The sequence below is a fragment of the Cognatishimia sp. genome (assembly GCF_964229375.1).
Lineage (GTDB): Bacteria > Pseudomonadota > Alphaproteobacteria > Rhodobacterales > Rhodobacteraceae > Cognatishimia.
The window spans coordinates 1-5,226 of the sequence record NZ_CAXREH010000213.1 but is presented as its reverse complement, the minus strand read 5'-3'; the positions used below and the strand labels follow the sequence as shown (position 1 = coordinate 5,226).

General features: G+C 57.7%; 6 protein-coding genes. 1 reads left to right on the top strand and 5 read right to left on the bottom strand.

The genetic code is table 11. From position 1 onward, the window contains the following. Positions 1–71 precede the first annotated feature (71 nt). Genes ACEQWH_RS15380 through ACEQWH_RS15370 form a run of 3 tightly spaced genes read right to left on the bottom strand, consistent with a single transcriptional unit; the run spans position 72 to position 2,090 of the window. The gene (locus tag ACEQWH_RS15380) at positions 72–974 is read right to left on the bottom strand and encodes an EamA family transporter (protein ID WP_370232321.1); all 903 of its coding nucleotides are present in this window, start codon (positions 972–974) and stop codon (positions 72–74) included. A 20-nt stretch (positions 975–994) separates the two neighbouring features. Then, positions 995–1,894 (bottom strand): fatty acid desaturase, encoded by a 900-nt coding sequence (locus tag ACEQWH_RS15375; RefSeq protein WP_370232319.1) that lies wholly within the window; start codon positions 1,892–1,894, stop codon positions 995–997. Beyond that, on the bottom strand, positions 1,887–2,090 hold the full coding sequence (locus tag ACEQWH_RS15370; protein WP_370232317.1) for a DUF2061 domain-containing protein: 204 nt from the start codon (positions 2,088–2,090) through the stop codon (positions 1,887–1,889). Before ACEQWH_RS15370 ends, ACEQWH_RS15375 begins: the two co-directional genes overlap by 8 nt. Positions 2,091–2,265: 175 nt before the next feature. Between ACEQWH_RS15370 and ACEQWH_RS15365 the strand changes: the two genes are divergently transcribed. Further along, positions 2,266–3,114 carry a helix-turn-helix domain-containing protein gene (locus ACEQWH_RS15365; RefSeq protein ID WP_370232315.1) on the top strand — a complete coding sequence of 283 codons (849 nt, stop codon included), beginning with the start codon at positions 2,266–2,268 and terminating at the stop codon, positions 3,112–3,114. 40 nt (positions 3,115–3,154) lie between these two features. Here ACEQWH_RS15365 and ACEQWH_RS15360 read toward each other — a convergent pair whose 3' ends face one another. Continuing rightward, complete coding sequence (locus ACEQWH_RS15360) at positions 3,155–3,916, bottom strand: SDR family oxidoreductase (protein ID WP_370232313.1); 762 nt, start codon at positions 3,914–3,916, stop codon at positions 3,155–3,157. Beyond that, positions 3,913–5,226, bottom strand: a 1,314-nt coding sequence (locus ACEQWH_RS15355) for a carnitine 3-dehydrogenase (protein ID WP_370232311.1), incomplete at its 5' end; no start/stop codon positions are given. The genes ACEQWH_RS15360 and ACEQWH_RS15355, both read right to left, overlap by 4 nt.

Genomic DNA, 5,226 nt, shown 5'->3' with positions numbered 1-5,226 from the left:
AAGAATGACGACGAGGCAGGATGGTTTAAGCGGCTGCATGGCCGTGCGCCGACCTCGGCAGATCTGGGCGGCTAAACCCAGACCACCAGCCCAATCACACTCAGGCTGATAAAGCCGATGCCAATATATTCCCGAAGCGTGATCTTTTCGCGGAAGAACAGCATTGTGGCCAGAATACTGAAGATCAGCTCGATTTGGCCGACTGCCTTTACATAGGCTGCGTTCTGCAAGGTGAAGGCTGTGAACCAGCAATAAGATCCGGCGATCGAGGTCAGCCCCACAAAGCCTGCGGTGCGCCACTGGCCGATCACCCGCCCGATTTCCACGCGGTCGCGCCAGGCCAGCCAGATCAGCATGCCAATCAGCTGCATAGAGGTCACGGCGGCCAGCGTTATGAACGACCGCTCAAACGGATCGGCGGCGTCGATCATCAGGCTAGCGGCGCGGTAACTGACCGCAGACACCCCAAACAACGCCCCCGCAGACAGGCCCAAAAGGGTTGCCGGGCTGCTCAGGCTTTCTCGCCAGGGCGTGTCCCGCCCCAAAGCGCCTGACAAAACCAGAACGCCCGCAAAGCCGACGATCATCGCCACACCGCCCATGACCGAGACCGCCTCGCCAAACAAGACCAAGCCGATGATTGCGGTTTGCAGAACTTCGGTTTTCTTAAAGGTCACGCCCACGGCAAAATTGCGATAGGCAAAGGTTTTGACGGTACAGATCGTGGCCAGAACCTGCGCCGCGCCACCCAATGCGCCATAAAGCCAGAACTGCCCGACAGGGGCGGCAAAGGAGCGGTCATTCACCTGTAAGTAAAACGCCGCCAAAACCACCACCAAGGGTGCGGAATATAAAAACCGTGCAAGCGTCGCGCCGGTGGCCGTCAGTTTGGTCTGGCTCAGCTGTTTTTGCAGCATAAAGCGCAGGGTCTGAAAAAACGCGGCGGCGATCGAAAGAAGAATCCAAAGCTCCATCCCGCCTTATGACTCAGGTCTTAAGACTTTGGCCAGAGAGGATGCGGGACAGGATCCTTTGGACGCAGAAAGTAAAGGCGCAGGATCGTCCAGTAAGAACTGTAATAATACCCGTCATTGCGCCCCAGGTACCGCTCGCGATTGTCCCGAAACGCGACCGGCAGACGATACCACGGCAGCTTGGGGTGCATGTGGTGCACGACATGCAGCGAGTTGTACAAAAACAGCCACGCCAATGGGCCGTGATCCTCGATGATGACCGTGCGGCCCCGGTATTTCTCGTGCGCCTGATGCTCGAGAAAGGTCCGTATCTTGAGAATGCCGTAGGCCAGATAAGCGCAGATCAAATAGGCCCAGATCGGCAGGCTGGCAAAACTGAAAAGAAACCAGAACACAAGCGCAAGGCTCGGGATATGCAAAAGCCAGCCCAGCAAAACCCGTCGATTGCCACGCAGAATGTCTTTGAGGTCACACGACATAAAACAGACTTGCCCAATCGCGGGCCCAAACAGGATGCGCCCCAGCAACGTGTTGTTCACCGTTAGCGTCACTTTGCACAGCGCGCTCAGCTGCGCCCAGACCTCTGGGTCCATATAGTTGCTTTCGGGATCATCATAAGGGTCTGTCAGCTTAGAATCCTGATGATGGTCCAGATGCGTATCTTTGAACCGCAGATACGGAATAAACAGGCCCAAGACCGGAAACACCGTGGCCTCACTCAGCAGTTGATGTCGGAACGGATGTCCGTGCACGACCTCATGGGTCAGGGACGAATGCAGCACAATCGCCAACGTCGTGACCAGCATGCCAAAGGGCAACCAGACCGCGCTGGCCCACATCGTGCCCAGCGCAAAGCTTGCGTAACACAGGACCAACAGGGAAAATGTCGGCCACTCAATCAGGGGGCGGCGCTCACGCATGACGCCCCCAGCGCACCTGAGCCCAGACGCGTTCATAAACCACATACGAGGCCAGACCGATTGCGGCATTTATCAAGGCCATCGCCCCGCCGACTTTCACCGATCCCGTTGCAAGAAATCCCACCAGACACATCATCAACAAGCCAATCACATTCCAAATGACTGCCTTTACGATTGATCTTGCGCGGGTTTCCATTGGGGCTCCTATCTTGTGAGTAGCGGTCTGACCTTTCTCAAGCCTCTGATCTAAAGAAGCTTTTTTGTCGCGATGTTGCGATCTAGGCCGTTAGATTTTCTCTAGTCAAAAAATGGCAGGAGGGGCATTCTGAATGTAATTAACATTTTTCACCAAATGTGATAAAACACACATTATGAGTGATAAAATCGACAAACGCGCCCGATCTGAACGATTTCGTCAACGTCTAGAGCAGGCCATGGGCAGCAGCGGGATCACCCAAAGTGCACTGGCCCGCATGACCGGCGTTGATCGTTCAACAATCTCGCAGTTGTTAAAGGACAAGGGCGCACGCCTGCCGAATGCGCAGGTCGTCGGAGAATGCGCCTCGGCGCTGGGTGTCTCGGCAGACTGGCTTTTGTCGCTCACCGACAACCCGGAACGTGCCGAGGATATTGTCGCCAATGCGCTAACCCTCACCAAAGCCCCCCGCGCGCTGGTCGATGAACAAATCTTTGCCTGGCACCAAGAGGCCGCGGGCTACAAAGTGCGCCACGTGCCCGCGGGCTTGCCCGATATGTTGAAAACACGCGCGCTTCTCAGTTGGGAGTACTCACCACATCTGGGGCGCACCACGGAACAAGCCATCGGTGCCAGCGAAGACCGGTTGAACTGGATGCGTGACAGCAGTTCGGATTACGAAATCGCGCTGCCCCTGCATGAAATGGCCAGCTTTGCGCGTGGCGAGGGCTATTACAGCGGCCTCCCCGACGAGACCCGCCTCGCCCAGATTGCCCATATGCGCCAACTCAGCGCACAGCTTTACCCACGCCTCAGGCTCTATCTGTTTGATGCGCGACAGCTCTACTCGGCCCCTGTGACTGTCTTTGGCCCCCTGCTGGCAGTGCTGTATCTGGGGCGCAACTATCTGGCCTTTCGCGACACAACACGCGTGCAGGGGTTTACCGAACATTTCGACGCCCTGGTCCGCGAGGCAACGATCACAGCACGCGCCCTGCCCGACTATCTGGACAGCCTTGTGTGACAGCGCCGCGACGCCCAACGCGTCTATAGTCCAGCCTACCTTAAACCTTAGGGTCCGGGTTTTCGGTATGACCATCCACGGCAATCACCTGCCCCGACACCAGTCGCGCTGCGTCAGATCCAAGGAACACCGCCATATTCGCAATGTCTTCGGCTGTCACAAAAGACCGCATCGACGTGCCCGCCGCATAGCCCGCATAGACCTCATCGCGGCTCATCCCTTTGATAGAGGCCTCGCGCTCCAGCACGCCTTCCATCCTCGGGCCCTCAACAGCCCCAGGGCAGATCGCATTGGCGCGCACCCCAAAGGGGCCGTATTCCATCGCCGCGGTTTTCATCAGCCCGATGATCGCCCATTTCGCCGCCGCATAGGGCGCGCGGTTGGGATAGCCGTAAATTCCAGCTGTTGATGAGGTATAGACCAATGCCCCACGGCCAGCCTTTTGCATCATGGGACCCGCGTATTTGGTCGCCAGAAAAGCGCCCTCCAGATTGACCGACACACAGCGTTGCCAGTCCGTCAGATCGATATCGCCAATCGCATTGGTCGGCCCGGCGATCCCAGCGTTTGCACAAAGCACGTCCAGCCCGCCCCACTTTGTCGCAATCTCAGCAAACAACTCCTGCATCGCGGCTTCATCGGCCACATCCGCAAGGGTCTTGCGCCATTCTGCGGGGCAGGCTTCTAACGCGTCCTGTGCCACATCTGTGATCCAGACCTCAGCCCCGGTCGCTGCGAACCCGTCGGCCATGGCCCGCCCGATCCCCGACGCGCCCGCAGTGATCAGAACGCGCTGGCTCATCGCGGCTGCCCAACATAACGCCCGGCCCCGTCTGGGGCTGGCAATGTGGCATGGGCCTCTTGAAGCGCCGCCAGATTGTCCATGATCTCGGCGCTCGGATCACTTGGGCGACGGGTTTCAAGCGACACATGCAACAGGAAATGTTCGCCGGTCGCCAACAGACGATCGCCTTCATACATCTCGTGCCACAGCTGCAGCTTCTTACCTTCGCCCTTCAGCACCTGCGTCCGGATCTCGACCACCTGGCCAAGATGAGCCTCATCCAGATAGCGAATATGGGTTTCGCCGGTGAAATAGCTGCCACCGGTCGCAATATAGGCCTGATCGCAGCCAATGATTTCCATCAACCGATCTGTCGCCTCAGAGAACGCCGTGGCATAGCAGGCTTCGTTCATATGGCCATTGTAGTCCAGCCAATCAGCCGGAACCGCACGCCGTCCGGTGATGATCAGCGCCTTCAGATCCTGCAAATCCGCCATGCTACGCGGCAGTCCGCTTTGTGCAATCAATCGGGCATCGTGCTGGTTCAACACCTCGCCCGCGCCCCAATTGTTCGCCTTAAGCGCCCGCATCATGCCAACACAGTTGTCATCCCGAATACGCTCCAGCTCTCGGATCGACAAATGGCCGGATTGCGCATCAGACTGATCGGCAATCAGATCAACCAGCTCATCGGTGAACTCGGGCACATCCATAAGCTTCGTCCAGGGCCATTCCAAAGCAGGCCCGAACTGTGCCATGAAATGTTTCATCCCCGCTTCGCCACCCGCAATTCGATAGGTCTCAAACAGCCCCATCTGCGCCCAGCGAATGCCAAAGGCCATGCGGATCGACTCATCAATCTCTTCGGTCGTCGCAATGCCGTCCTTGACCAGCCACAACGCCTCGCGCCACACCGCCTCAAGAAAACGATCCGCGATATGCGCATCAATCTCTTTGCGCACTTTCAAAGGGAACATCCCGACAGATCGCAAAATCTCGGCGGCGCGGTCGACCAATTCCACGGGGTTAGCATTGGTCGCGACAAGCTCGACCAAAGGCATCAGATAGACCGGATTGAACGGATGCGTCACCACGATCTGCTCAGGTCGGCTTGCGCACCCCTGAAGTTCGGATGGTTTGAACCCAGACGTAGAGGACCCCAAGATCGCATCCTGTGGCGCATGCTCCTGAAGCGTCTGATACACCTTGCGCTTCAGCTCCAGCCGCTCTGGCACCGACTCTTGGATCCAGCTCGCACCCGCAACCGCCTCTGACATCGTGTCATGAAAGCTCAAACGCCCTTCTGGCGGCAGGGCGGTGTCAGACAA